Source organism: Dankookia rubra, assembly GCF_004355005.1.
In the GTDB taxonomy this organism is placed as follows: Bacteria; Pseudomonadota; Alphaproteobacteria; order Acetobacterales; family Acetobacteraceae; genus Paracraurococcus; species Paracraurococcus ruber_A.
This window is the reverse complement of record NZ_SMSJ01000013.1, coordinates 91,138-117,274: the sequence shown is the minus strand read 5'-3', so window position 1 is coordinate 117,274 and position 26,137 is coordinate 91,138. Positions and strand designations below refer to the sequence as shown.

24 protein-coding genes are annotated in these 26,137 nt (G+C 72.3%); 14 read left to right on the top strand and 10 right to left on the bottom strand.

Annotation, left to right across the window (positions count from 1 at the left end; translation table 11 throughout):
• Positions 1-230: hypothetical protein (locus E2C06_RS37545; protein ID WP_165982363.1), on the top strand; the 230-nt coding region annotated here is incomplete at its 5' end.
• A gap of 46 nt (positions 231-276) precedes the next feature.
• Here the strand turns inward: E2C06_RS37545 and E2C06_RS12945 are convergent.
• The 4 genes from E2C06_RS12945 to groES form a co-directional block, all read right to left on the bottom strand.
• Positions 277-480, bottom strand: coding sequence for a cold-shock protein (locus E2C06_RS12945; protein WP_133289018.1), 204 nt, complete (start codon positions 478-480; stop codon positions 277-279).
• 330 nt (positions 481-810) lie between these two features.
• Positions 811-1,023 (bottom strand): transcription antiterminator/RNA stability regulator CspE, encoded by a 213-nt coding sequence (cspE, locus tag E2C06_RS12940; RefSeq protein WP_133289017.1) that lies wholly within the window; start codon positions 1,021-1,023, stop codon positions 811-813.
• A gap of 246 nt (positions 1,024-1,269) precedes the next feature.
• Complete coding sequence (gene groL / locus E2C06_RS12935) at positions 1,270-2,925, bottom strand: chaperonin GroEL (RefSeq protein WP_133289016.1); 1,656 nt, start codon at positions 2,923-2,925, stop codon at positions 1,270-1,272.
• A gap of 168 nt (positions 2,926-3,093) precedes the next feature.
• Positions 3,094-3,405: a co-chaperone GroES gene (gene groES, locus E2C06_RS12930; RefSeq protein ID WP_133289015.1), complete on the bottom strand. Its 312-nt coding sequence runs from the start codon at positions 3,403-3,405 to the stop codon at positions 3,094-3,096.
• Positions 3,406-3,703: 298 nt separating this feature from the next.
• Here groES and E2C06_RS39320 point away from each other — a divergent pair, with 298 nt between their 5' ends.
• Entirely contained in the window at positions 3,704-3,991 is a 288-nt protein-coding gene (locus tag E2C06_RS39320; RefSeq protein WP_277751817.1) for an usg protein, read from the top strand.
• 43 nt (positions 3,992-4,034) lie between these two features.
• Complete coding sequence (locus tag E2C06_RS12920; protein WP_133289013.1) at positions 4,035-5,051, top strand: 2-hydroxyacid dehydrogenase; 1,017 nt, start codon at positions 4,035-4,037, stop codon at positions 5,049-5,051.
• Positions 5,052-5,226: 175 nt separating this feature from the next.
• Here the strand turns inward: E2C06_RS12920 and E2C06_RS12915 are convergent, their stop codons facing one another.
• Together E2C06_RS12915 and E2C06_RS12910 are read right to left on the bottom strand one after the other, a co-directional pair.
• A complete protein-coding gene (locus E2C06_RS12915) occupies positions 5,227-5,907 on the bottom strand; it encodes a TVP38/TMEM64 family protein (RefSeq protein WP_133289012.1) in 681 nt (226 codons plus the stop codon).
• Positions 5,904-6,785, bottom strand: a complete 882-nt coding sequence (locus E2C06_RS12910) for a glycosyltransferase family 2 protein (protein ID WP_241671249.1) — start codon at positions 6,783-6,785, stop codon at positions 5,904-5,906. The genes E2C06_RS12915 and E2C06_RS12910 overlap by 4 nt, the downstream gene beginning before the upstream one ends.
• Positions 6,786-6,849: 64 nt before the next feature.
• Between E2C06_RS12910 and E2C06_RS12905 the strand changes: the two genes are divergently transcribed.
• The 4 genes from E2C06_RS12905 to E2C06_RS12890 are packed head-to-tail and all read left to right on the top strand — an operon-like array spanning position 6,850 to position 16,317.
• The gene (locus E2C06_RS12905) at positions 6,850-7,935 is read left to right on the top strand and encodes a COX15/CtaA family protein (RefSeq protein ID WP_133289029.1); all 1,086 of its coding nucleotides are present in this window, start codon (positions 6,850-6,852) and stop codon (positions 7,933-7,935) included.
• Positions 7,932-14,408, top strand: coding sequence for a PAS-domain containing protein (locus E2C06_RS12900; protein WP_133289011.1), 6,477 nt, complete (start codon positions 7,932-7,934; stop codon positions 14,406-14,408). The genes E2C06_RS12905 and E2C06_RS12900 overlap by 4 nt, the downstream gene beginning before the upstream one ends.
• A gap of 29 nt (positions 14,409-14,437) precedes the next feature.
• Positions 14,438-15,874 (top strand): metalloprotease TldD, encoded by a 1,437-nt coding sequence (tldD, locus tag E2C06_RS12895; RefSeq protein WP_133289010.1) that lies wholly within the window; start codon positions 14,438-14,440, stop codon positions 15,872-15,874.
• Positions 15,871-16,317, top strand: a complete 447-nt coding sequence (locus tag E2C06_RS12890; RefSeq protein WP_133289009.1) for a GNAT family N-acetyltransferase — start codon at positions 15,871-15,873, stop codon at positions 16,315-16,317. The genes tldD and E2C06_RS12890 overlap by 4 nt, the downstream gene beginning before the upstream one ends.
• 6 nt (positions 16,318-16,323) lie before the next feature.
• On the opposite strand, the gene E2C06_RS12885 is transcribed toward E2C06_RS12890, so the two are convergent.
• Together E2C06_RS12885 and E2C06_RS12880 are read right to left on the bottom strand one after the other, a co-directional pair.
• Positions 16,324-17,670 carry a glutamate--cysteine ligase gene (locus tag E2C06_RS12885; protein ID WP_133289008.1) on the bottom strand — a complete coding sequence of 449 codons (1,347 nt, stop codon included), beginning with the start codon at positions 17,668-17,670 and terminating at the stop codon, positions 16,324-16,326.
• A gap of 48 nt (positions 17,671-17,718) precedes the next feature.
• Positions 17,719-18,447 carry a 16S rRNA (uracil(1498)-N(3))-methyltransferase gene (locus E2C06_RS12880; RefSeq protein ID WP_133289007.1) on the bottom strand — a complete coding sequence of 243 codons (729 nt, stop codon included), beginning with the start codon at positions 18,445-18,447 and terminating at the stop codon, positions 17,719-17,721.
• Positions 18,448-18,475: 28 nt separating this feature from the next.
• Here E2C06_RS12880 and ubiA point away from each other — a divergent pair, with 28 nt between their 5' ends.
• Both ubiA and E2C06_RS12870 read left to right on the top strand, forming a co-directional pair.
• Positions 18,476-19,375: a 4-hydroxybenzoate octaprenyltransferase gene (ubiA, locus tag E2C06_RS12875; RefSeq protein WP_133289006.1), complete on the top strand. Its 900-nt coding sequence runs from the start codon at positions 18,476-18,478 to the stop codon at positions 19,373-19,375.
• A complete protein-coding gene (locus E2C06_RS12870; RefSeq protein WP_370451433.1) occupies positions 19,372-20,016 on the top strand; it encodes a class I SAM-dependent methyltransferase in 645 nt (214 codons plus the stop codon). The genes ubiA and E2C06_RS12870 overlap by 4 nt, the downstream gene beginning before the upstream one ends.
• Before the next feature lie 153 nt (positions 20,017-20,169).
• Here the strand turns inward: E2C06_RS12870 and E2C06_RS12865 are convergent, their stop codons facing one another.
• On the bottom strand, positions 20,170-21,423 hold the full coding sequence (locus E2C06_RS12865; RefSeq protein ID WP_133289005.1) for a hypothetical protein: 1,254 nt from the start codon (positions 21,421-21,423) through the stop codon (positions 20,170-20,172).
• A 367-nt stretch (positions 21,424-21,790) separates the two neighbouring features.
• On the opposite strand from E2C06_RS12865, the gene E2C06_RS12860 reads away from it, so the two are divergent.
• The gene (locus E2C06_RS12860) at positions 21,791-22,243 is read left to right on the top strand and encodes a hypothetical protein (protein WP_133289004.1); all 453 of its coding nucleotides are present in this window, start codon (positions 21,791-21,793) and stop codon (positions 22,241-22,243) included.
• 15 nt (positions 22,244-22,258) lie between these two features.
• On the opposite strand, the gene E2C06_RS12855 is transcribed toward E2C06_RS12860, so the two are convergent.
• Positions 22,259-23,002 carry an SDR family NAD(P)-dependent oxidoreductase gene (locus E2C06_RS12855; protein ID WP_133289003.1) on the bottom strand — a complete coding sequence of 248 codons (744 nt, stop codon included), beginning with the start codon at positions 23,000-23,002 and terminating at the stop codon, positions 22,259-22,261.
• 139 nt (positions 23,003-23,141) lie between these two features.
• On the opposite strand from E2C06_RS12855, the gene E2C06_RS37540 reads away from it, so the two are divergent.
• The 4 genes from E2C06_RS37540 to E2C06_RS12840 all read left to right on the top strand — a co-directional run bounded on the left by E2C06_RS37540 (position 23,142) and on the right by E2C06_RS12840 (position 26,023).
• Complete coding sequence (locus E2C06_RS37540) at positions 23,142-23,288, top strand: hypothetical protein (protein ID WP_165982362.1); 147 nt, start codon at positions 23,142-23,144, stop codon at positions 23,286-23,288.
• 78 nt (positions 23,289-23,366) lie between these two features.
• Positions 23,367-24,377 carry a C-terminal binding protein gene (locus E2C06_RS12850; protein WP_133289002.1) on the top strand — a complete coding sequence of 337 codons (1,011 nt, stop codon included), beginning with the start codon at positions 23,367-23,369 and terminating at the stop codon, positions 24,375-24,377.
• A gap of 514 nt (positions 24,378-24,891) precedes the next feature.
• Positions 24,892-25,260 carry a hypothetical protein gene (locus E2C06_RS12845; RefSeq protein WP_133289001.1) on the top strand — a complete coding sequence of 123 codons (369 nt, stop codon included), beginning with the start codon at positions 24,892-24,894 and terminating at the stop codon, positions 25,258-25,260.
• A 298-nt stretch (positions 25,261-25,558) separates the two neighbouring features.
• Entirely contained in the window at positions 25,559-26,023 is a 465-nt protein-coding gene (locus E2C06_RS12840; protein ID WP_133289000.1) for a hypothetical protein, read from the top strand.
• Positions 26,024-26,137 lie beyond the last annotated feature (114 nt).

The window sequence follows — 26,137 nt, the reverse complement described above, 5'->3', positions numbered from 1 at the left end:
CGGCGGCGGCGGCGGGCGGTGCGGCGCTCGCGGCCGGCGAGGCGGCGGGCGCGGCGGTGCCGGAAACGGGCACGGGCCGCAAGCCGGGTGGCCAGGACCAGGCGGTGCGGGCGGAAGGCCCGGCGCTCGGCATCGCGGCCGGGACGCAGTCGCTGCGCGAGCAGGCGGAGGCCTTCCTGCAGCAGGCCGGGGCGAAGCGGGTCTGGGTTCAGGAAACGCCGGCGGGCTAGGCGCCGGCGCCAGGGATGCGGGGCCCGGCGACGGGCCCCTCGCCGCTCAGAGCGGCTTGAGGTTGGCGGCGGCAGCCTTGCCGCGTTCCATCACTACCTCGTACTGGACCTTCTGGTTCTCGTTCAGCCCCTGCAGGCCGGCCTTCTGCACGGCGGTGATATGGACGAAAACGTCCTTGCCGCCGTCCTGCGGGACGATGAAGCCGAAGCCCTTGGTCGCGTTGAACCACTTCACGGTGCCGGTCGCCATGCGATGCACCCTCCCTGTCCTGATGCACGGACGCCGATCGCCCGCGCGGAAAACCACCGGCTGGATCGGCTTGAGGGCGCCCGGTGGAACCGGGAGGGCACGGCAAGGCGGGCCAAGAGCGGCTGGCTGATCGAGTGAACACGGATCGCGCCGGCGAAGTCAAACACCTTACACACGCATTTCAGTGAGAAGCGGCAGCGGCGATGACTTGGCTCTGCTGCAAACAACCCGCTTATTCGCAAGAAGAAAATATGGTTTTGATACGCCGCGACCGACCGGATCTTCGCCAGACCGGGGCAGTGCAGATCCAGCCGGCCAGCGCGGCCCGCGTCAGATCGGGCTGACGTTGGCGGCGCAGGGTCCCTCGGCGCCCTGCACCATCTCGAATTCCACCTGCTGGCCTTCGGCGAGAGCCTTGAAGCCGCTCGACTGGATGGCGGAGAAGTGGACGAAGACGTCCTTACCGCCATCCTCGGGCGTGATGAAGCCGAAGCCCTTGGCCTCGTTGAACCACTTCACCGAACCCTTGATCCTGCCGGCCATCCGCATGTCCTCCCTCGCTGCACCCGCATTCTCGCGGGCGGCGGGAATGGGACCGGGCGGGCAGGATGCCATCGCAGGGTTCGCGGGCATGCCATCAACCCATGGGTGATGGTCCGCTCCCAGACTTCCCAAATACCGGCTCGGTATCGACGCCCGCGTACCGTTGCAGCGGCGTGGCGAGGGCGGGCAAAGAAAAAGGGCGGGACCTTGCGGCCCCGCCCCTTCCCTCGATCGCTGATCCGAGGATCAGAAATCCATGTCGCCCATGCCGCCCATGCCGCCGCCGCCCATGCCGCCGCCGGGGGCGCCGGCCGCCGGCTTCGCCGGACGCTCGGCCACCATGGCTTCGGTGGTGATCAGCAGCGCCGCGACCGAGGCCGCGTCCTGCAGGGCCGTGCGCACGACCTTGGTCGGGTCGATGATGCCGGCGCCGACCAGGTCCTTGTACTCGTCGAGCTGGGCATCGTAGCCGTAGGCGTAGGTGTTGTCGCGCAGCACCTCGCCAGCCACCACGGCGCCGTCCTTGCCGGCATTCTCGGCGATCTGCTTCAGCGGCGCCTGGATGGCGCGCCTGACGATCTCGATGCCGACCTGCTCGTCGTTGTTCAGGCCCTTCAGCGTGTGCAGGTTGGTGCTGGCGCGCAGCAGCGCGGTGCCGCCGCCCGGCACGATGCCTTCCTGGACCGCGGCGCGGGTCGCATGCAGCGCGTCGTCGACGCGATCCTTGCGCTCCTTCACCTCGACCTCGGTCGAGCCGCCGACGCGGATGACGGCGACGCCGCCGGCCAGCTTCGCCAGGCGCTCCTGCAGCTTCTCGCGGTCGTAGTCCGAGGTGGTCTCCTCGATCTGCGCCTTGATCTGCTCGCAACGGCCGTTGATCTCGGACTTCTCGCCCGCGCCGTCGACGATCGTGGTGTTTTCCTTCTCGATCTTCACGAGCTTGGCCTTGCCCAGCATGGCCAGCGTGACGGTCTCGAGCTTGATGCCGAGGTCCTCGCTGATCACCTGGCCGCCGGTCAGGATCGCGATGTCCTCGAGCATCGCCTTGCGGCGGTCACCGAAGCCCGGCGCCTTGACGGCGGCGATCTTCAGGCCACCGCGCAGCTTGTTCACCACCAGGGTCGCCAGGGCCTCGCCCTCGACATCCTCGGCGACGATCACGAGCGGACGGCCCGACTGCACCACGGCCTCGAGAAGCGGCAGCATCGGCTGGAGCTGCGACAGCTTCTTCTCGAAGATCAGGATGTAGGGGTTTTCCATCTCGACGATCATCTTCTCCGCATTCGTGATGAAATACGGGGAGACGTAGCCGCGATCGAACTGCATGCCCTCGACGACGTCGAGCTCGGTCTGGATGGACTTGGCTTCCTCGACGGTGATGACACCCTCGTTGCCGACCTTCTCCATCGCCTTGGCGATCATCTCGCCGATCTCGCTCTCGCCGTTGGCGGAGAGCGTGCCGACCTGCGCCACTTCGGCCGAGGTCGTGATCTTCTTCGTCTTGGCCTCGAGCTCGGCGACGATCTGGGTGACCGCCTTGTCGATGCCGCGCTTCAGGTCCATCGGGTTCATGCCGGCGGCGACGGCCTTGGCGCCCTCACGGACGATGGCCTGGGCCAGCACGGTCGCGGTGGTGGTGCCGTCGCCCGCGGTGTCGTTGGTCTTCGAGGCCACTTCGCGCACCATCTGCGCGCCCATGTTCTCGAACTTGTCGCCCAGCTCGATCTCCTTGGCGACGGTGACGCCGTCCTTGGTGATCCGCGGCGCACCGAAGCTCTTGTCGATGACGACGTTGCGGCCCTTCGGGCCCAGCGTCACCTTCACCGCGTCGGCGAGAATGTCCACGCCGCGGATCATCCGCTCGCGGGCACCGGCGCCGAACTTAACGTCCTTCGCTGCCATGTGGGTTATCCTTTACGTTGTGCGCTCACGCCGGCTGCGGGGCTCAGGCCCCGTCACGCGGCGGATCGCTCGGATTGATGACCAAACGCAGACTGGGCTTCGCCACCGAAGCGGACCGCGGCGCCAGGGCGATGTCCCCGGACGCCACGGTCGCCGGCGGCAGGAGCCTCAGGCCGCCTTGGCGACGGAAGGGTTGTCGAGAATGCCCATGATGTCGGACTCCTTCATGATCAGGAGCTCCTCACCATTGAGCTTCACTTCGGTGCCCGACCACTTGCCGAACAGGATGCGGTCGCCCGCCTTGACGTCGAGCGCGCGGAGCTCGCCCTTGTCGTTCAGCGTGCCGGAGCCGACGGCGATGACCTCGCCCTCCTGGGGCTTTTCCTTCGCGGTGTCGGGGATGATGATGCCACCCGCGGTCTTCTCTTCGGCCGTGACACGGCGAACGAGAACGCGGTCATGCAGGGGACGGAAGCTCATGATCCTCTCCTGATGCCTTTGCTATTTGCGTTTCCTCGACCGGCAGGTCCGGCCAGCGTCCGCCAAAGCAGCCCGCTGGCACTCCCCCCGGAGGAGTGCCAAAGACCTATGCGAAGCACGACCCTCCGTCAAGGGATTGCAGCACTCGCCGAGTGCGAGTGCTAACAGATTGATTCCACTCATTTTTGTTGCACGACTCCGCGCATCCCATGGCAAGCTTCCCTCGTTGAACCAGGAGGAAAGGCGCCGGCCGCACCGCAGGTACGGACCGAAGACGGCTGAGGAAAGGACGACAGGCGTGCTGCAGGAGATCGAAAGCTTCGTTCGCGTGCCCGAGCTCAAGGTGCCGGACTGGCGGCTCACCACCGCCGAGATCCTCTACCACATGCCCGACCACCCGGGCGTGCTGCAGACCTTCATCTGGCAGAAGCTGGACCGCGCGCCGGTCTTCCCCGAGCTGACCCGCTTCCTGGATTTCTGGAAGCGCGAGATCGAGGGCCCGCTGCATTCCGTCCGCGTCGCCTCCGCCGCGTTGATCCGCCCGGCCGAGCTGCGCTACGCCAACGGGCAGTTCCTGCTGCACTGACGCGACCGCGGCGCCGGCGGCGCGCAACCCTTGGGGCCGCCGCATGCGCATCGCCATGTTCAGCACCAAGCCCTACGACCGCCGCTCCTTCGAGGCGGCGAATGCGGCGGGCTTCGAGTTGCTGTTCCTCGAGCCGCGGCTGACCGCCGAGACCGCGGTGCTGGCCCGCGGCGCTGAGGCGGTCTGCCCCTTCGTCAACGACGATCTCTCGGCCCCGGTGCTGGGGGCGCTCGCCGCCGGCGGCACCCGGCTGGTCGCGCTGCGCTGCGCCGGCTTCAACAACGTCGACCTCAAGGCGGCGGCGCGGCTCGGCATCGCCGTTGCGCGCGTCCCGGCCTATTCGCCGCATGCGGTGGCGGAGTTCACCATCGGCCTGCTGCTGTCCCTGGTCCGCGGCATCCACCGCGCCCACCAGCGGACGCGGGACGGCAATTTCGCGCTGGACGGGTTGCTCGGCTTCGACCTGCACGGCCGCACCGTCGGCGTCATCGGCACCGGCAAGATCGGCGCGCTGGTCGCCCGCAGCCTGGCGCTCGGCTTCGGCTGCCGGGTGCTGGCGCAGGACCCGTTCCCGGACCCGGCGCTGGACGCGGCCGGCATCGCCTATGCGGAGCTGCCGACCATCGTCGCGCAGGCCGACATCATCACCCTGCACTGCCCGCTGACGCCGGAGACGCGGCACATGGTGCGGGCCGGGACGCTGGCCCTGGCCAAGCCCGGCCTGGTGCTTGTGAATACCAGCCGCGGCGGGCTGATCGATGCCGAGGCGGCGATCGAGGCGCTGAAGACCGGCCGGCTCGGCGGCCTGGCGATCGACGTCTACGAGCAGGAGGCCGACCTGTTCTTCGAGGACCTGTCGAACGAGATCCTGGCCGACGACGTCTTCGCCCGGCTGCTGACCTTCCCGAATGTGCTGGTCACCGGCCACCAGGCCTTCTTCACGCGGGAGGCGCTGGGGGCGATCGCGGCGACGACGCTCGGGAACTGCACGAGGTTCGCCGCCGGCGAGCCGCTGGGGGCCTCGGCGGTGACCGAGGCCGCGGTGGTGGCGAAACCCTAGTCTCGCGTCACGCAAAGAAAAGATTGCGGAGGAAAAGCATTTCCTTCCCAAGCCCCATCTTTGCTTTCCGTGACTCTGGCACCCGCCGCGAAGCGAGGGCCAGACTCCCAGACGCAGATGAGGGGCTGGGCGCATGCGTCCGACGGGGGAGAATTCCTTCTCTCCCGGCCTTCCTTCAGCCTTCCTCGTCCAACGCCCGCCCGGCCCGGTGCCGCCGCAGCAGCCTGAGCCCCAGCAGCACGGATCCCGCCAGCATCGCCGCCGCCAGGCCGATCTGCCAGGCGCCGTCCACCCGCACGCCCTTGCCCAGCAGCGCGAAGACCAGCGTTTGCGGGAGGTAGCCGGCCGCCGAAGCCGCCAGGAAGGGCGCCGCGGCGATCCCCGCCATCCCCGCCAGCAGGTTCAGGGCCAGGTTGTTGCCGACCGGCAGCAGCCGCAGCGCGAGCGTGGTGTCGAAGGGGCTCTCCGCCAGCGCGTCGCGGAGCGGCCGCAGCCGCTGCCCGAAGCGCCCGGCCAGCCGCCGCTCCGCCCAATCCTGGCCGACCCAGCGGGCCCAGAAGAAGGCGATGGCCGCCCCCAGCAGCTGCGCCGCCAGACCAAGCCCGGTGCCGGCCACCGCGCCGAAGGCATAGCCGCCGAGAAAGGCGACGCCCTGCCGCGGCAGCCCGGCGGCGCTGGCCAGGGCCCCGACCAGAAGGAAGATCGTTTCACCGAGCAGCCCCCGGCCGCGGATATAGTGGTCCACCCAGTCGGTGCCGGGCGCCGCCCCCAGCGCCCGCAGCAGCAGCCCGCCGAGGATCAGCCCCGCCGCCAGGACCAGCAGCTTGCCGACCGGCCGCAGCCGCGCCGAGGTCATTCCCGGGCGTCTGCGACCGGGGCCTCGAGCTGGGGCCGCTTCCAGCGCCGCTGCAGCCAGGCGACGCCGACCAGGTCGAAGAGGCTCACCGCCAGCCGGTCCAGCGTGCCGTAGTTGGAGGTGCCGCGCACCCGCGGCCGGTGGTTCACCGGCTCGCTCACCACCCGGCCGCCCTGGCGCAGCACCAGGGCCGGCAGGAAGCGGTGCATGTGGTCGAAGGCCGGCAGGTCGAGGAAAAGCGCGCGCGGGAAGACCTTCAGCCCGCAGCCGGTATCCGGCGTCGCGTCCCGCAGCAGCCGGGCGCGGACGCCGTTGGCGATGCGGCTCGACCGCCGCTTCACCCAGCTGTCCTTCCGCGTCACCCGGTGGCCGGCGACCAGGATCTGGCCGCCTTCGGCCTCGGCCCGGGCCAGCAGGCGGGGGATGTCGGCCGGGTCGTTCTGCCCGTCGCCGTCGAGCGTCGCGATCCAGTTGCCGCGCGCCGCGCGCACCCCGGTGACCACCGCGGCCGACTGGCCGCAGCTGGCGCGGTGCCGCAGCACCCGCAGCGGGGCGCCCGCCGCCGCCGCCCGCAGCGCCGCCGGGGTGCCGTCCGAGGAGCCGTCGTCGACATAGACGATCTCGTGCGGGATGCCGGCCAGCGCCGCCTCGATCTCCGCCACCAGCGGCGCGATGTTCGGCGCCTCGTTGCGCACGGGGACGACGACGGAGAGCGGCAAGCGGGGAAGCGGCGGCGCAGCGGCTGCCGTGCGGCCCGGGGCGCCCTGCGGCGCCAGCGCGTAGGAGGCGCCCTGCGGCGCCGGCGCGTCGGCCGCGGGCGCCAGATGATCGGCGGGGGGCATGGCGGCGCGGGTAGCAGCCCGGCGTTCGGCCTGCAAGCAGGGGCTGCGGGCCATGACGCCCGCGGATGCGCGGCGGGGGGCGCCGCCCTATACTTGCGTCATGCCCTTCGACGCCCAGGCCGATGCCGCCCATCGCTCCGCCCCGCAGCGGGCCTCCGCCAACCGCGCCATCGCCGCCTGGCTGCTGGCGGTGGCCGCCATGGTCTGGGTCATGGTCGCCCTGGGCGGCGCGACGCGCCTGACCGGCTCGGGCCTCTCGATCATGGAATGGGCGCCGCTGTCGGGCGCGCTGCCGCCGCTGTCGGAGGCCGAGTGGCGCCGGCTCTACGCGCTGTACCAGACCATCCCGCAATATGCCCTGGTCAACCAGGGCTTCGGGATCGAGGGTTTCAAGGAGATCTTCTGGCTGGAATGGGCGCACCGGCTCTGGGGCCGGGTGATCGGCCTGGCCTATGCGCTGCCGCTGGCCTGGTTCTGGCTGCGCGGGCGAATTCCCGCCGGCCTCAAGCCGCGCCTGCTGCTGCTGCTGCTGCTGGGCGGCATGCAGGGCGCGGTCGGCTGGTTCATGGTCGCCTCGGGGTTCGAGGCCGACCGCACCGCCGTCTCCCCCTATCGGCTGGTGATGCACCTGTCGCTGGCGCTCGGCCTTTATGCCGCGCTGCTCTGGACCGGGCTCACGCTGCTCCGGGGCGCCCCGCGGCCGCTGCCCGCGACGGCCGGCACCGTGCGCCGCCAGGCCAAGGCGGCGGCCTGGCTGGTGGTGGCGGCGATGCTGGCCGGCGGCTTCGTCGCCGGCATCCGCGCCGGCTTCGACTACAACAGCTTCCCGCTGATGGACGGCCGGGTGGTGCCGGACGGCTACTGGCGGCTGGAGCCGGCTTGGCGGAACCTCACCCTCAATATTCCGGCGGTGCAGTTCAACCACCGCCTGCTGGCGACGCTGGCGACGCTGGCCGCGCTCGGCGCCGCGATCGCCGGCTGGCGCAGGTTGCCGCCGGGCGCGGCACGCAAGGCCTGCCTCGGCCTCGGCGCCGCGGTCTGCCTGCAATATGCGCTCGGCGTCGCCACCCTGCTGATGGTGGTGCCGGTCTGGCTCGGCACGCTGCACCAGGCCTGCGCGGTGCTGGTGCTGACCGCCGCGCTGGTCGCCCTGCACTGCCTGCGTGACACCCGGAGCGCCGCATGACCCATGACGGGACAGGCCAGGACGGGGGGACCCATCCGGGGACCGGCGACCCGGCCTCGGCCGCCGCCCTCTCGGCCGCCCTCTCGGCCGCCCTGGCCGCGCTGCCGCTCGGCGTCTGGGTCGTCGGCGCCGACGGCAGGCTGGCCTTCGCCAATGCCGCGACCCGGCAGGTCACCGGGATCGACCCCGCCGAGACGCCGCCCGGCCTGCCGGCCGCCGAGCTGGTGCGGCGCTTCGCCTATCGCGGCATCTACGGCGAGGGCGACCCGGCCGCCCTGGCCGCCGAGCACCTGGCCATCGACCGCAGCCGACCCTTCCGCCGGCAGTTCCGCCGCACCGACGGCGCCAGCTTCGAGCAGGCCGGCGTGCCGCTGCCGGGCGGCGGCTATGTCGCCGCGGTGATCGAGCTGACCGGCCACCTCGCCCGGGAACGGGAGGCGCAGGCGCGCGCCCGGCGGCTGGAGAGCCTGCTGGCGCAGCTGCGCGGCGGCGTCGCCGCCTACGACCCCGAGCGCCGCGTGCTGTTCAACAACCCCGCCTACGAGGACCTGCTGGGCCTGCCGCGCGGCGCACTCCGCCCCGGCACCTCCTTCGAGACGCTGTTCGAGATGCTGTCCGCGCGGGGCGAATTCGCCAATACCGACGCCGCCGCGGTGATCGACCACCGCCGCCGGCTCGACCGCACCCGCCCGGTCGCCTACCAGCGCATCCGGCCGAACGGCCAGGCGCTGCAGGTCGAGAGCCAGCCGCTGCCCGAAGGCGGCTACCTGGTGGAGCTGACCGACATCACCGCGGCGAAGCGGGCCGAGGACGAGGCGCGGCGCCGCGCCGCGCTGCTCGACGGCGTGCTCGCCTCCCTGCCGCACGGCGTCGTCGTTTATGGCGCGGATGGCCGCGTCGCCATGGTCAATGCGGCATACCAGGCGATCATGGCCGGCGCCGAGCTGGCGGTCGGCGAGCACCGCGACGACATCACCCGCCGCCGCGCCGCGGCAGGCGAGTACGGGGCGGAAACGCCGGCGATGCTGGCGCTGATGCAGCTGAAGGCGGTGCCGCAGCAGCTGGCGCCGGTGCAGCGGACCAGGCCGGACGGCCGGGTGCTCGACCTGCGCTACGCGCCGCTGCCGGATGGCGGCATCGTCCAGGTCACCACCGACATCACCGACCTGCACGCCGCCCGCGCCGAGGCGACCGCGCACGCGGCGCAGCTGCAGGTCATGCTCGACAACATGCGGCACGGCATCGCGCTGTACGACGCGGAGCTGCGGCTGGTGGTCTCGAATGCGCTGGCCGCCCGCCTGACCGGGCTGCCGGCGGAATCGATGCAGCCGGGGCGGCACATCCATGACCTGGTGCGGGAACAGGCGGCGCGCGGCGTCTTCGGCGAGCCGGCGGAGACCGGGCGGGTGCTGGCCTCGGCGCTCGCCATCGACCGCCGCCGGCCGAGCAGCCGCACCCTGCACCGTCCCGACGGCACGGTGGTCGAGGTGGTGACCGACCCGACGCCGGATGGCGGCTATGTCGTCAGCTTCAGCGACGTCACCGCCTCGGCCGCAGCGCAGGAGACGGCGCAGGCGCAGGCGGCGATGCTGCAGGTGGCGCTCGATTCGATGCGGCACGGCTTCATCCTGTACGACGCCGCGGCGCGGGTGATCGCCGCCAATGCGCTCGCCGCCGCGTGCTGCGGCCTGGCGCCGGCGGATATCGCCCCCGGCCGGACGCTGGAGCAGGTGCTGCGGCGGCAGCGGGCAGCCGGCGTCTTCGGTTCGGGCGAGGCGGCCGAGGCGACCTTCCGCGCGCTGCTCGCGCTCGACCGCAGCCAACCCTTCGAGGCACGGCGGCACTTGCCGGACGGGCGGGTGATGGAGATCCGTTCCGCGCCGACCCCGGCGGGCGGCTTCGTCATCACCCTGACCGACGTCACCGCCAGGGCCCAGGCCGAGGCCAGGGCCGAGCAGCGCGCAGCCGTGCTGCAGACGGCGCTGGAATCGATGCAGCACGGCTTCGTGCTCTACGACGCGGCGGCCCGGCTGGTCGCTGCCAACAGCCTCGGTGCCGCCTATAGCAGCCTGGCGCCGGAGGAGCTGGTGCCGGGCCGGCCGCTCGCCTCCCTGCTGCGGGCGCAGCGCAAGGCCGGCGCCTTCGGGCCTGAGCCGGCAGCGGCGGTGCGCGAGGCCGAGCTGGTCGCGCTCGACCGCGGCCGGCCGCACGAATACCGCCGCACCACGCCGGATGGCGGCATCCTCGAGGTCCGCTCGGCGCCCACCGCCGAGGGCGGCTTCGTCGTCACCCTGACCGACATCACCGCCCTGGCCCGGGCCGAGGCGGCGGCGCGCGACCGGGCGAACCTGCTGCAGGCGATGCTCGACCACATGCGGCACGGCATCGTGGTCTTCGGGCCGGACCACCGCGTGCTGGCGGCCAACGAGCTCTGCAGCACCCTGGGCGGGATGGCGCCCGGCACGGTGCGGCCCGGACGCGGCCTGCCGGAGCTGGTCGCCGAGCGGGTCGCCGCCAACGGCCCCTTCGAGCCGGCGGCGGCCGCGGCGGCGATCGCCGAGGATCTCGGGCTCGACCGCCGGCTGCCGCTGCGGCGTGAGCGGCTGAACGCGCATGGCCGGGTGGTGGCGGTCAGCTCCGATCCGCTGCCGGATGGCGGCTTCGTCATCAGCTACGTCGACACCACCGAGGTGAACGCGGCCAAGGCCGAGGCGCAGCACCGCGCCATGCTGCTGCAGACCATGCAGGATTCGATGCGGCACGGCATCGCGCTGTTCGGCCCCGACCAGCGGCTGATCGTTGCCAACCGGCTCGCCCCCGACCTCGCCGGCCTGCCGGCCGAGGAGATGGTGCCCGGCATCACGCCGCACGACCTGGCGATGTGGCAGCTGCGCCGCGGCGTCTTCGGCCAGGGCCCGGATGCCGAGGCCGAGGCGCTGGAAGTGGCACGGCGTGACCGCAGCCGATCCTACCCGGTGCGCCGCCGCATGCCGGACGGACGGGTGGTGGACAGCGTCTCCGACCCCACGCCGGATGGTGGCTTCGTCATCACCTGGACCGACACGACGGCGCAGGTCGCCGCCGAGGCCGCGGCGGCGGAGCGCATGGCGACGCTGCAGGCGATGATCGACACCATGCACCACGGCGTGGTGCTGTTCGGTCCCGACCACCGCTTCATCGCCGACAACCGCCTGTCGCGCGAGCTGGCCGGGGTGCCGGATGCGGCGGCGCGTCCCGGCGCCAGCTTCGATTCGATCACCGCGGCGCTGTTCAGCGCCGGCGCGACCGGCGACCCCGCGCTCGACGAGCAGCTGGCCGGCATGTCGCTGCAGGCCGACCGGTCGCGCCCGCTGCACTACATCCGGCCGACGCGGGACGGCCGGACGCTCGAGGTCTTCTCCGACCCGATGCCCGATGGCGGCTTCGTCATCACCCTGTCCGACATCACCCCGCTGGCGCGGGCCGAGGCGGAGGCGAAGCGGCGCGCCGCGACCCAGGCAGTGATGCTGGACGTGATCCGCCACGGCATCGCGCTGTTCGGCCCGGACCACCGGCTGGTGGCGGCCAACCGGCTCGCCTGCGACCTCAGCGGAGTGCCGGCGGAGATGCTGCACCCCGGCATGCGGTTCGAGCACGCGGTGCGGTACCAGCGGGAGGCCGGCGTCTTCGGCCAGGGCGAGGAGGCTGCGGCGATCGAGCGGCTGGCCCTCGGCGCCGACCGGACGCGGACGCTTCGCTACCACCGCCGCAGCCCGGATGGCCGGCTGATCGAGGTGGTGTCCGACCCGACCGCGGATGGCGGCTTCGCCCTCACCTATTCCGACATCACCGCCCTGGCCGCGGCCGAGGCGGCGGCGGAGTCCCGCGCCGGCATGCTGCAGGCGGCGCTCGACCACATGCGGCACGGGCTGCTGATCTACGGGCCGGACCGCCGGCTGCTGGCGGCCAATGCCCTGGCGGCGGAGCTGTCCGGCCTGGTGCCGGAGGACGTCGCCCCGGGTGCCGGCTTCGACGACCTGGTCCGGCGGCAGCATGCCGCCGGCCAGTTCGGGCCGGAGCCGGAGGCGACGGCGGTGCTGCACCGCCTGCTGAGGGCCGACCGCAGCAAGCGCGGCCGGCGGATCCGCCACACGCCGGATGGGCGGCAGGTCGAGGTCTTCACCGACCCGACGCCGGATGGCGGCTTCGTCATCAGCTTCACCGACATCACCGCCCGGGCCCGGGCCGAGGCCGAGGCGAAGCAGCGCGCCGGCCTGCTGCGCGACGCGCTCGACAGCATGCGGCACGGGCTGATGCTGTTCGGCCCCGACCGCCGGCTGCTGACCGCCAACCGGCTGGCCGGGCCGGATTACGGCATCCCCGATCTCCGCGGCCGGGAGGGCGTGCTGTTCGAGACCCTGGTGGCCGAACAGGCCGCGGCTGCGGAATTCGGCGATGCCGCGCCGCGGCCGCTGGGCGAGGAGGTGCTTGCGCTCGACCGCGGCCAGCCGGCCCGCTACCGGCGGCGCCGGCCGGACGGCCGGGTCATCGAGGTCGGCTCCGACCCGACGCCGGGCGGCGGCTTCGTCGTCACCCATACCGACGTGACCGAGCTCGCCCGGGCACAGGACGAGGCCTCGGCGCGGGCCGCCGTGCTGCAGCTCATGCTCGACAACATGCGGCACGGCATCGCGCATTTCGACGGCGACGGGAGGCTGGTCACCGCCAACCGGCTGGCCGCCGAGTTCAACGGCATCGACCCGGCGCTGGTGCAGCCCGGCGTGCAGGCGCGCGACCTGGCCATGGCGTCGCTGCGCGCCGGGATGATCAGCGCCGAGGAGCTGCAGGCCGGGCTGGCGGATGACTACTCCCGCCCGCAGCGCCGGACCCGGATGCAGCCGAACGGCCGGGTGATCGAGATCTTCACCGACCCGACGCCGGATGGCGGCTTCGTCGCCACCTACAGCGATGTCACCGCGCTGACCGAGGCGGAGGCGAGGGCGCGCGAGCGGGCCGGCATCCTGGAGGTGATGCTGGACAACCTGCGGCACGGCATCCAGCTCTTCGATGCCGACCAGCGGCTGGTCGCCGCCAACCGGCTGGCCGCCGATCTCGCCGGCTATCCCACGGACCAGCTGCCGCAGGGCGCCTTGCTGTCGGAGCTGGTCGCCGAGCAGATCCGGGTCGGCGCGATCCGGGGCGACCAGCTCAGGATGCAGGCGATGGCGCAGGCGATCGACCGCACCCAGCCCGCCCGCTACACCCGGCCGCACCGTGACGGCCGCATCATCGAGGTGACCTCCGACCCGACGCCGGGCGGCGGCTTCGTCATCACCATGGCCGACATCAGCGCCCTGGCCGAGGCGGAGCAGGCGGCGCAGCACCGCGCCGCGCTGCTGCAGGCGATGCTCGACAACAGCCGGCAGGGCGTCATCCTGTTCGACATGGAAGGCAGGATCCTGGCGGCCAACGGCATCGCCGCAGACCTCAACGGCGTGCCGCCCGAGCTGATCCAGCCCGGCGCCACGATCCGCGCGCTGATCCGTGCCCAGGGCGAGCTCGGCTATTTCGACGCCGAGACACTGGAGGAGGCGCTGTCGCTGGTGCCGGAGCACGCCGCCTGGCCGACGCCCTATTCCCGCCGCCGCACGCTGGGCCAGAACCGCATCGTCGAGGTGACCACCGACAGCGTCGGCGGCGTCGGCTATATCCGCAGCTACCGCGACATCAGCGAGGAATTGCGTGCGCGGGCCGAGCTGGAACGGGCCAGGGATGCGGCGGAGACGGCGAACAAGGCCAAGTCGCGCTTCCTCGCGACGATGAGCCACGAGCTGCGGACGCCGCTGAACGCGGTGATCGGCTTCTCCGAGGCCATCACCGTGGACCCCGACCCGGTGCGCGGCAAGGAATACGTCCGCTCGATCCACGAGGCCGGGCGGCACCTGCTCTCGCTGATCGACGACATCCTCGACGTCACCCGGGCGGAGACGGTCGGCTTCACCACCACCGAGGGCGAGGTCCAGCCGATCCCCCTGCTGGAGGGCGTGGCGCGGGTGATGCAGGTGACCGCCGCCACCGCCGGCGTCGCCGTGGTGCAGGCGCTGCCCGCCACGCTGCCGCTGCTGCGGGCGGACGAGCTGCGGCTGCGCCAGGTGCTGCTGAACCTGGTCTCCAATGCGGTGAAATTCACCCCGCAGGGCGGCCGCGTCACCATCTCGGCCGAGGAAACGCCGGAGGGCGGGCTGGTGATGCGGGTGACCGACAGCGGCATCGGCATTCGGCCGGAGGACATCCCGCGCGCCTTCGAGCCTTTCACCCAGCTCGATTCATCGCTGTCCCGCCGCTTCCCCGGCTCCGGCCTCGGCCTATATCTGTCGCGGGCCCTGGCCGAGGCGCAGGGCGCGACGCTGACGCTGGACTCCATTCCCGGCGCCGGCACCACGGCCGTGCTGTGCTTCCCGAAATCCCGGCTGATCACCCCGCTCGCGGCGTAGGCCGCCCGCATCCACGGAAGGGTTCTCCCATGCCGCTCGACACGCCGCTGTCCGTCACCGACCGCCTCTTCTTCGCCGAGCTCGACCGTGCCGGGTCTGAGCGGATCCTGAAACAGGCGCTCGACGGCGCCGAGGACGGCGAGCTCTTCCTCGAATATCGCGAGAGCGAGATGATCTCGCTCGACGATGGCCGCATCCGTTCCGCCACCTTCGACGCGACCAAGGGCTTCGGCCTGCGCGCCGTGGCCGGGGAGGCCGCGGGCTATGCCCATTCGGGCGAGCTGTCGGAGGCCGCGCTCGCGCGTGCCGCCGATACGGTGGGCGCGGTGCGGCAGGGCCGGTCCGGCACGCTCGACGTCGCGCCGCGCGCAACCAATGCCCGGCTGTACGAGGACGCCAACCCGCTGGCGCGGCTCGACTTCGGCGCCAAGACCACGCTGCTCGGCGAGATCGATGCCTATGCGCGCGCGCGCGATCCGCGGGTGAAGCAGGTCATGGCGTCCATGTACGGCGAGTGGCAGGCGGTGCAGATCCTCCGCCCCGACGGCACCCGCGTGGCCGATATCCGCCCGCTGGTGCGGCTGAACGTCGCCGTGGTGGTGGAGCAGGACGGGCGGCGGGAGACCGGCAGCCACGGCATGGGCGGCCGCTTCGACTATGCCCGGATCGTCACGGAAGATTCGTGGAAGGCGGCGGTGGACGAGGCGCTGCGCCAGGCCCTGGTGAACCTGGACAGCGTCCCCGCCCCGGCCGGGGAGATGGAGGTGGTGCTCGGCCCGGGCTGGCCGGGGATCCTGCTGCACGAGGCGATCGGCCATGGGCTGGAGGGCGACTTCAACCGCAAGAAGACCTCCGCCTTCGCCGGCCTGCTCGGCCAGCGGATCGCGGCGCCCGGCGTCACGGTGATCGACGACGGCACCCTCCCCGACCGCCGCGGCAGCCTGACCGTGGACGACGAGGGGACCCCCACCAACCGCACCGTGCTGATCGAGGACGGCGTCCTGGTCGGCTTCCTGCAGGACCGCCAGAACGCCCGGCTGATGGGCGTCGCGCCGACCGGCAACGGCCGGCGGCAGAGCTATGCCCACAGCCCGATGCCGCGCATGACCAACACGGTGATGCTGGGCGGCGCACAGGCGCCGGAGGAGATCATCCGCAGCGTGAAGCGCGGCCTCTACGCGGTGAATTTCGGCGGCGGGCAGGTCGACATCACCTCGGGCAAGTTCGTGTTCTCGGCCAGCGAGGCCTACCTGATCGAGGACGGCAGGCTCGGCGCGCCGGTGAAGGGCGCGACGCTGATCGGCAACGGGCCGGACAGCCTGACCAAGGTGGCGATGGTCGGCAACGACATGGCGCTCGACCCCGGGATCGGCACCTGCGGCAAGCAGGGCCAGGGCGTCCCCGTCGGCGTCGGCCAGCCGACGCTGAAGCTGGCCGGGCTGACCGTGGGCGGGACGGCGGTGTGACGATCCGCCCGGCGCGGCCCGAGGAGGCGCCGCGCCTCGCGGCGATCGTCGAGGCCGCCTATGCCCCCTGGGTGCCGGTCGTCGGCCGCCGGCCCTTCCCGATGCAGGACGACTACGCCGCCCGCATCGCCGCCGGCGAGGCCTGGGTGCTGGAGGAGGCCGGCGCGCTGTGCGGCGTGCTGGTGATCGAGACGCATCCCGGCCACCTCATGCTCGACAACATCGCCGTCGACCCGGCGCGGCAGGGCAAGGGCGACGGCCGCGTCCTGCTCGACTTCGCCGAGGCCGAGGCGCGGCGGCGCGGGCTGCCGGAGATCCGGCTCTATACCAACGTGCTGATGGAGCGGAACATCGCGCTCTATGCGAAGCGCGGCTATGCCGAGACCGAGCGGCGGCAGGAGAAGGGCTTCGCCCGGGTGTTCATGGCGAAGCCCCTGGCCTGATCGGCCTCACACCTCCGCGTGCAGCAGCGCCCGCCCGGCATCGCCGCCCCAGGCGCCGTGGTACAGCGCCAGCAGCCGGTCCGCCTGGGTCAGCCCGCTGGCGACGATCTCGTCGAGCGGCGCGAGGTAGACATCCTCGCCCAGGTCCCGCGCCCGCAGCCCGTCCCGCGCGATGGCCAGCACGTCGCGCGCGACCTCGCGCACCGGCCGGCCGCGGATCGTGGCACCCAGCGCCTCCCGCGGCGCGGCCAGCCGGAGCGCGCGGATCTCGTCCACGCTCCAGTCCCGCACCAGCGCGGCGGCCGCCTTCTGCGCCGCATCGTCGTACAGCAGCCCGACCCAGAGCGCGGGCTTCGCCACGATCATCGCCGCGCTGCCGGCATCCGACCCGCGCATCTCGAGGAAGCGCTTCAGCCGCACATCGGTGAAGGCGGTCGTCACATGGTCGGCGAAGTCGCCCATGGTGGCGCGCTCGCCCGGCAGGACATCCAGCTTGCCGTCGAGGAAGTGGCGGAAATTCCGCCCCGCCGCGTCCAGCCAGCGGCCGTCGCGCATGACGAAGTACATCGGCACGTCGAGCAGCCATTCGGCGAAGCGCTCGAAGCCGAAGCCCGGCTCGAAGACCACGCCGGGAATGCCGGTGCGGTCACCGTCGGTATCGGTCCAGACCTGGCCGCGCATGCTGCGGAAGCCGTTCGGCTTGCCCTCGGTGAAGGGCGAGTTGGCGAAGAGCGCCGTCGCCACCGGCTGCAGGGCCAGGCTGATCCGCAGCTTCTCGACCATGTCGGCCTCGTCGCCGTAGTCGAGATTGGCCTGCACCGTGCAGGTCCGCTGCATCATGTCGAGCCCGAGCGAGCCCACCGTCGGCATGTAGCGCCGCATGATGGCGTAGCGGCCTTTCGGCATCCACGGCATCTCGGCGCGGCTATGCGTCGGGTGGAAGCCGAGCGGCGCGAAGCCGACCTGCATCGGCCCGGTGACCTCGTGCACCTCGCGCAGGTGCTGCTGCAGCTCCAGCCAGGTGGCGTGCAGGTCGGGCACCACGCCGCCCGAGAGCTCAAGCTGCCCCGCCGGCTCCAGGCTGATCGAGGCGCTGCCGCGCTTCAGCCCGATCGGGTTGCCGGCATCGAGGATGGGCTCCCATCCCTTGGCCTGCAGCCCTTCCAGGATGGCGCGGATGCCGCCCGGCCCCTCGTACTCCGGGGTTGCCAGGTCGCCCCGGTGGAAGCCGAATTTCTCGTGCTCGGTGCCGACCCCCCATTCCCCGCGCGGCTTGCTGCCGGCGGCGAACCACTCGGCCAATTGCCGCGTGGAAGTGATCGGCGTCAGGTCCGCCTCGCCGGGATTAGACATCCTGCCCTTCCATATCGTCGGGGCCTGGGCAGGACGCCCGGCGCACGATCAAACCCTGTTCCAGTCGCCGGCCAGTGCCTGCAGCACCGCCAGCCCTGCCACCGCCGCGGTTTCCGCCCGCAGGATGCGGGGCCCGAGGGAAACCGTCGAAACAAAGGCACGGCGGCGGAGATCGTCAAGCTCCGCCCGCTCGAACCCGCCTTCCGGCCCGACCAGCCAGGCCCAGGGACCGGCGGGCATGGCCCGGACCGCCGCGGTGAGCGGCGGCGATTCCCGCCGCTCGTCGCCGACCAGCAGGGGCGTGGCATCCCATGCATCCAGCACCGCGTGCAAGGGGGCGGCCGGCGCCACCCGGGGCACGGTCAGCCGGCCGCATTGCTCGGCGGCTTCCTGGGCGATGTTCGACAGCCGCGCGGTGTTGACCTTGTCCGTGATGCTGCGCCGGGTCAGCACCGGCTGGATCAGCCCGATGCCGAGCTCTGTCGCCTTCTCCGCCATCCAGTCCATGGCGTCGCGCTTCACCGCGGCGACCAGCAGGCGGCAGCCGGGCAACGGCTCCTGCGGCCGCACCTGCCGCTCCGGCCGGAAGCTGCAGCGGTCCTTGCGCAGGGCGGCGATGCTTGCCGCCCATTCGCCGTCCCGGCCGTTGAACAGCAGCACCGCGTCGCCCGGGCCGCGGCGCATCACCCCGCCGAGATAATGCGCCTGGCCGGCGGTGGCGGGGACCTCCGCCCCCTCCGCCAGGGGCTGGTCCAGGTAGAGGCGCGGGGTGGACATGCGGCCCTTTCGCTGACACGGAGCAGGCGTGCAAGGCTATACCGACATTCGCACCCAGGGCCTCGTCGCCCGCCTCCCCGCGGGCTGGCGCCCCTATGCGCTGCTGGCGCGGCTCGACCGGCCGATCGGCTCCTGGCTGCTCTTCCTCCCCGGCCTCTGGGCCTTCGCCATGGCGGCGCCGGACTGGGCCGAGGGGCTGCGGCTGACGCTGCTCTTCGGCATCGGCGCGGTCGCCATGCGCGGCGCGGGCTGCGTGGTGAACGACCTCTGGGACCGCGACATCGACCGGCAGGTGGAGCGCACCCGCGGCCGGCCGCTGGCGGCGGGGACGGTCACGCCCTTCCAGGCGCTGTGCTTCCTGGCCGGGCTCTGCACGGTCGGGCTGCTCGTCCTCGTCCAGCTCAACCTCACGGCCATCCTGTTCGGCCTCTGCGCCCTGGTGCCGATCCTGCTCTATCCGCTGGCCAAGCGCGTCACCAACTGGCCGCAGGCGATGCTCGGCCTGGTCTTCTCCTGGGCGGCGCCGGAGGGGATCGCGGCGGCGACCGGGCGGATCGACGCGGCGGCGCTGCTGCTCTGGGCCGCGGGCTTCTGCTGGATCCTCGGCTACGACACGATCTACGCCCACCAGGACCGGGAGGACGACGCCGCGGTCGGCATCGGCAGCACCGCGCTGCGCTTCGGCGAGGACACCCGGCCCTTTCTCGCGGCCTGCTACGGCGCGACGCTCGCCCTGCTGGCCGCGGCCGGCTGGGCGGCGGGGCTGCACTGGGCTTTTCTGCCCGGCCTGCTGCTGCCGGCGGCGCTGCTGGCGCGGCAGGTCGCGACGCTCGACATCCACGACCCCGGTCACTGCCTGGTGCTCTTCAAGGCGAACCGGGAGGTCGGGCTGGCCATCGCCCTGGCCTTCCTGCTCGGGCGCATGTGACCGGCCCCGAAGCCTTCATCCGCGCCCAGACCGCGATCGCCCGGCCGCCCATGGTGCCGGAGATCCCGCTGCATCTCGCCACCGAGATCACCCCGATCTGGCAGGCGACCGAGGCCTGGCTGGGCGCGCAGGGGATCGAGCCGCCCTTCTGGGCCTTCGCCTGGCCGGGCAGCCAGGCCATGGCGCGGCTGATCCTCGACCATCCCGCGCATGTCGCGGGCCGCGGGGTGCTGGACTTCGCCGCCGGCTGCGGCCTCGCCGCCATCGCCGCCGCCCGCGCCGGGGCGGCCAGCGTCGAGGCGGCCGAGATCGACCCGCTGGCGCTCGCCGCGACCCGGCTGAACGCCGCGCTGAACGAGGTCTCCGTCGCCACGCCGGAGGGCGACGTGGTGGGCGCCGCCTGCCGCTGGGACCTCATCCTCGCCGGCGACGTCTGCTACGAGGCGCCGATGACCCGCCACATCCTGCCCTGGCTGCGGGCCATGGCGGCCGCCGGCGCCGAGGTCTGGCTGGCCGATCCCGGCCGCGCCTATGTCCCGCGGGACGGCATGGCCGAGCTCGCCCGCTTCGAGGTGCCGGTGACGCGGGAGCTCGAGGACAGGGACCACCGCCTGGTCACCATCTGCCGGCTGCTGGCCTGAGCAGGGTTGGGGAGGGAAAGGCATTTCCTCCCCAAGCCCCACCCTTCCCTTTTGGGAGTCGGCACTCGCCGCGCGGCAGATGCCAGACTCGGAAAAATAGATGAGGGGGCCTGGGGGAGAATACTTTCTCCCCCAGACTTGCCTTCGCCTCCCTCACCGCGTCGCCACCTCGAGGAAGCGGATCAGCGCCGCCAGATCGCCCGCCTCCCCCACCGTCTGCACCGGCATCCGCGTCCCCGGCGTCACCACGTCCGGGCCGCGGGTGAAGAGGTCGGCCAGCGTCTCCGGCGTCCAGGTGATGTCGCCGCGGGCGAGGCGCGGCGAATAGGCATAGCCGGGCAGTGCCCCCATCCGCCGGCCGAAGATCCCGTGCAGGCTCGGCCCGGCCATCGGCCCGGTTCCGGCGCCGAGCGCGTGGCAGGCGCTGCAGGCGCGGAAGACCCGGGCGCCTTCCGCATCGGCCCCGGCCGGCAGCGCCGGCTCCGCCTCCCCGGCCAGCGGCCCGAGCGGCGCGCCGGTCGCCGCGTCCCAGCGGCGCACCCGGCGGTCCTGCCCGCCGGTCCAGAGGCTGCGGCCATCGACCGAGAAGGCGACGGTCCAGAGCGGCAGGCCAGGCCCGTCCAGCGTATGCAGCAGCCGGCCATCCGCCACCGACCAGATCGCCGCGCTGCCGCCCATCGAGGCGACGGCGAGGCGCCCGCCGTCCGGCGCCGCGGCCAGGGCGACGACCGGCCGCGGGCTGGCGGCGAATTCGCGCGAAGACCCGTCGATGCGCAGGATTCGGACAAAGCCGTCCGCCCCGCCCGCCGCCAGCGCCCCGCCCGGCAGGGCGGCCAGCGCGTTCTGCGGCAGGCCGGGCTCCGCCAGTACCCGGCCGCCGGACGTATCCCACATCCGGACCGTGCCATCCGCCCCGGCACTGGCCAGGCCCGCCGGCATCCAGGCCAGCGCGCCGACCGGGCCGGCATGGCCCTCCAGCACCCGTGCGGTGCCATCCCGCCGCCAGATCCGCACCGTGCCGTCCCAGCCGGCCGAGGCCAGCACCCCGTCCGGCGCCACCGCGAGCGCGGTGACCGGCCCTGCATGGCCTTCCAGCACCCGGGCCGGGGTCTCGGCGCCGCCGTCGGGCCAGAGGGCGATCCGCCCCTCCTCCCCCGCGCTGGCCAGCCCACCGCCGGGCAGCGCCGCGAGCGCCGAGAGCGCGCCGGCGTGCCAGCGCAGCACGCGGCGCGCCGTGCCCGCGCCCGGATCCCAGAGGATCACCGCCTGGTCGAAGCCGGCCGAGGCGAGGCCGCCGCCCTCCAGCACCGCCAGGGCGCGGACCGGCCCGCCATGCCCGGCCAACTCCTGCGTCCGCGCGGCGGGCGCGATGAGGAGGAGGAGGAGAAGCAGGATCAGCAGGGGCATGCGGCGGGGCGCCTCGGGGCAGCGGCGGCGTGATGCTTCGGCAACGCCGGATTCGGACAAAGGGCCAGGGGACGAACCGCCGACGAAATGCGCCGAGCAGGCCATGGCGGGCGGCAAGCCATCCGGCGGTTCCCGCACCGCCGGGAAGCGGGGCGACCATGGCCGCGCCGGCATGGCGCGGGCGGGGGGTGAGGAAAGGTGGGCACCGAATCCATGCGCCTGCCTCCTGAAAGCCCCGCTATAATAGGAATTATATCATAAAACCGCAAGCGTAGCAGGCGCAACGAAGCGCTTGATCTCGCATGACCACTTCATTACAAGCGATCCATTCCGGGCGCCGAAGACCCGGAAGCAACGGGAGGCTTCCATGAACCGATCGCACGACACGACTGGCTTGGCGTTGCTGCTCGGCGGGGTGACCCTTGCCGCGGCCACCGCGCTGTTCCTGCCGGTGCTGCATTTCCGCGGCCCCGACCAGGCGCTGCTCGGCCTTTCCGCCTGGCAGGCGGTGCCGCTGGTGACCCTGCTGAAATTCGCGGTGCTCGGCGCCGCGCTGGCCGCCGCCTTCCTGCCGCGGCTGCAGCCGCTGCGGGTGCCGATCATCGCCGCGGCCGTGGCCATGACCTTCCTGCCCGCCCTCGCCGCCCTGGTCGCCGGCGTCTACCACTGGAGCAGCCTGCGCGAGGCGATCGTCGCGCTCAGCGGCAACCGCAGCCCCTGGATCGATCCGGGCTGGGGCATCGTCGCCCTCGGGGTCGCGGCGCTGATGCTGGTCGGCGCGGCCGTCCGCGCCGCCCGGGCGGAACCCCGCCCGGCCTGAGCCGGGGCGGCGGCATCACGCGGTGATGCCGCCATCCACGTGCAGCACTTGGCCGGTGATGTAGCCCGCCGGGGGTGAGGCGAGGAAGGCGATCGCCGCCGCCACCTCCTCGGTCGCGCCGAGGCGGCGCATCGGGATGCGGGCGATCCGCTCCTCGAAGGCCTTGGGATCGAGCGCGGCATGCGCGCCGGGGTCCTTCTGGGTGAAGCCCGGCGCCACCGCGTTCACCGCGATCGCCGGTGCCCATTCCACCGCCAGCGCCCGCACCAGTGCCTCGAGCGCCGCCTTGGCCGCGGCCGAGGCGGGGAAGACCGGGTGCTCCAACCGAAACACGTGGGCGACGAAGGAGGAGACGGCGACCAGCCGCGGGTCCCGCCCCGCCAGCAGGTGCGGCTTCGCGGCGCGGGCCAGCCGCAGCAGGGCGAAGGCGATGGCGTCGTGGCTGGCGGCGAAGCCGGCATCGGTCAGGCTGGCCAGCGGCGTCCGGTCGGCGAAGCCGGCATTCGAGATCACCACGTCGAGCCCGCCGAGCGCCGCCACCGCCTGGTCCACCGCGCGGGCCGGCGCCTCGGGCCCGGCCAGGTCGCCGAGCAGGACATGGGCGGCGCCGCCCTTGCCGCGCACATGCTCCGCCATCCGCTCGGCGCCGTCGCGGTTCTTGCGGGTATGGAGCGCGATCGCCGCGCCTGGGCCGGCCAGCACGCGGCAGCAGGCGGCGCCGATGCCGCTCGCCGCGCCGGTGATCAGGTATCGCCGCATGCCGCTGTCCTTGTCCTGCCGCCGGCGATGATGCGGCGGCGGCCGTCCGGGCGGAAGGGCGATGCCGGTGCGCCGCCGGGTGCTTCACAGCGCACCTTGCATATGCGAATGAGTCGCATATGCACCGTAGGAAGGGATCATGAGGGGGCGGATCGCGCTGGCGCTGGCGGCGCTCGGTGCCCTCGTCGCCTGCTGCTCGCTCTGGTTCGACGGCGGGCTCGACCCCTTCAGCGTCCCCGCGGTGATCCTCGGCCTCGGCCTCTGGCTGCACGACCAGCCGCGCTGATCGCGGCGGGGTCGGGCCCGGGTTGCAGGACCGGAGGGTGGGACGCATCCTCGGCGCACCAATCATTGGGGGAACGACATGACGCTGACGGTGCTCGAGCCCGAGGGGCTCTATCCCGACACCCGCCTCGAACAGGGCATCCTCGGCCCCGATGTCCGCATCCTGCAGGGCAACGCGAAAGCCAGCCTGGCCGAGCTGCCGGACAGCCTGCTGGCGGAGGCCGAGGGGCTGATGACGCTGCGGATGGCGGTGCCGGCCGAGCAGGTCGCGCGCATGCCAAAGCTGAAGGTCGTGGTGCGGATGGGCGTCGGCTACGACCGGGTCGACCGCGCGGCCTGCGCCGCCCGCGGCATCACGGTCTGCAACGTGCCCGACTACGGCACGCAGGAGGTCGCCGAATTCGCCGTGCTGCTGGCGCTGTCGCTGCGCCGCGGCCTGATCCTCTACCATGAGACCCAGCGCGGGCCGGACCCGGCGCCCTGGGCCGTCCTGCGCTCGCCGCTGGTGCGGCGACAGGAGGTGCAGACCTTCGGCATCCTCGGATTGGGGCGCATCGGCAGCGCCGCGGCGCTGCGCGCCAAGGCCTTCGGCTACCGGGTGGTCTTCCACGACCCGGCCCAGCCGAATGGCTGGGACCGCGCGCTCGGCATCCAGCGTGCCCGGTCGATGGAGGAGCTGCTGGCGCAGTCGGACGTGCTGTCGATCCACTGCCCGCTGACGCGCACGACGCGCGGCCTGATCGGCGAGCGCGAGCTGCGGATGCTGCCGCGCAACGCCGTGGTGGTGAACACCGCGCGCGGCCCGATCCTCGACATCGATGCGCTGGAACGCTGCCTGCGCGACGGCCACATCGCCGGCGCCGGGCTGGACGTGATCCCCGAGGAGCCGCCGAAGGATCCGATCCCGTCCCTGCTGCGGGCCTACCGGGCGCGCGAGGCCTGGCTGGAGGGCCGCCTGGTGATCACCCCGCACATCGCCTTTCACTCGCCGGAGGCCTGGGACGACATCCGGCTGAAAGGTGCCGAGACGATGCGCGACGTGCTGGTCGAGGGCCGGCGGACCAACGTGATCCCGCCCGAGGGCGACTGAGCCGTCGGATCGCGCGGCACGGCAGCGGCGGGTGGTGGGCGGCCTCACGGACCGCCAGGGCGCCGTTCGACGGACCATGCCAGCCGCCACATGAAACGGCGCCGATCTAAGGCCGGCTCCGTGCATCCGCGACGCGCCGCATCACAACGTGAACCTTGACCTGAGGCCGGAACCCGTGGCCGAAGGCTGGGCGTCCATCGCATGTTGTACAATTTCGGAAGATTGCGCGCCCAGCAACACTTTGATTACCGCAATAGTATCGGCCAATTTTCGCAAATTAGGAGAAGTTCACATACCCTCGACAATGAGAAAAAAGGCTTCAATTTTGTCCTGGCGACATGGTGAAGTTTACCTGTGGTCGGGTCAAGAAAGAGGAGCGAGGAAGTTCTCCAAAATGGCGAGCTACCGAAATCCTCAATAATATTGTTTGTTTCTATGAATTATACACTGCATGACGAATATGCTACCGGCCACAGTTTGATACCCACGTTTTCCGTCAGTCACGGAGGCCAAAATGGGCAATCACTACGGTTGGGATAAAGGCAATGGCCACGGTCACGGTGGTGACAAGTTCAGTTTCGACGACATTACCTTGACCTTTACCGGCGGCGACGGCGGCAGCGCCAATGGCGGTGCAGGCGGCGACGGCGGCGACGCGACGGGTGGGAACGCGACGGTCGGGGATGTCTATGTCGATCTCGGCAAGGCCCACATCAAGCTGATGGACCTGCCGCATAGCGGCGACGGCGACCTCACCGTCACCATCGAGATCGGCAATGCCACGGGCGGCGCCGCCACCGGTGGCGCCGGCGGGGATGGCGGCAACGGCGGCGTGGGCGGTGACGGCGGTGCCGGTGCCGACGTCCACCTTTTCGGCGTCTAGGATGCATCCCGGTCGGGCCTGAACGCCCGGCAGCGTGAATCCACCCGACGAAAACAGACCACAGCGGTGCCGCGTTCAACTGCGAACGCAACCGCCATAGTACAGGCCCATAGTACAGGCCAAGCAACCGGTCCGGCGCGCAGTGCGCCGGGCCACCTGGCGACTAGCCGCAGGACGGGACGAGGCAGGCCCGGGCGTACCCAGGCAGTTCTGCGCGCGCGGAAGCGGCTGGCAGCACGGCATGACGTGACGGCGCCTGACTGCGGAATGAGCGACCCCCATTCCGAGGGGAATGCGAATGACCCAGATGACAATCGGAGAGATCATCGCCGCTCAGGCCCAGGGCCTGGCCGGCGCGGCGGAGCATGGCGCCCAGGGAGCAGCGGGACACGGCGCCGATGGAACGGCCGGTGTCGGAGGGACGCCCGAGGTCGGCGCCGCCTCGGATGCCGGCGCCCTGTTCCTCGACACGCCGCTCGACCTGCATGTGACGATCAACGGGGCGACAGGCGGGACGAACCTCGTGATCGGATCGATCGACGGGCAGACCCTGCTGGCCTTGGACGGAGGCCTGCTGATCGAAGTCGCCGACGGCCAGGACGCCCAGGACCCGGGCGAGCACATTGACCATGCATCGTTGGCTGCGCCTCGGCCGGGCTTTCCCGACCTGCACGCGCCGCAGCACGACATGCCGGCGCTGGACCTGGGCGACCGCCTCATGGCGAAATTCCATGAGCATGGCGACTGGTCCTGGATGGGCTGACGCGCAATCGACCCGTGCCGGTCGGGGCCCCGCCGCGTCGGGACGGCGAGGATGCGGGAAGGGGCTCCGCCCCCGTGGCCGGGACGCGTCCTGGCCGGGGCGCACCGCGGCAGG